A 255-nucleotide genomic window follows, 5' to 3' on the forward strand; every position below is an offset into this window, starting at 1 on the left:
GATGTTAGACTAAATTACGGACACGATAAATTGGGCATAATAGTAAAATTAACCAATTTATAAAGGACGTGTCGATAATGGGATCTCATTTTGATAAGGAGTTTAAAACTCAAGCTGCTCGATTGGTCGTGGAGGAAGGCAGAACGGCTACTCAGTTAGCAGACGAGTTAAATATTTCGTCTAAAACCTTGGGGAGATGGGTTAGGGTTTATAGGGATCAGAAGGAAAATGGTTTTATTGGTAGTGGAAATATAC

Annotated in this window: 1 protein-coding gene; it reads left to right on the plus strand. The window is 38.0% G+C overall.

The features are described 5' to 3' along the window. Nucleotides 1-77: 77 nt before the first annotated feature. Nucleotides 78-255 (plus strand): transposase (locus M3226_RS31975; protein ID WP_251573463.1); only part of this gene is annotated, 178 nt, incomplete at its 3' end.

The sequence above is a fragment of the Neobacillus cucumis genome (genome assembly GCF_023715505.1).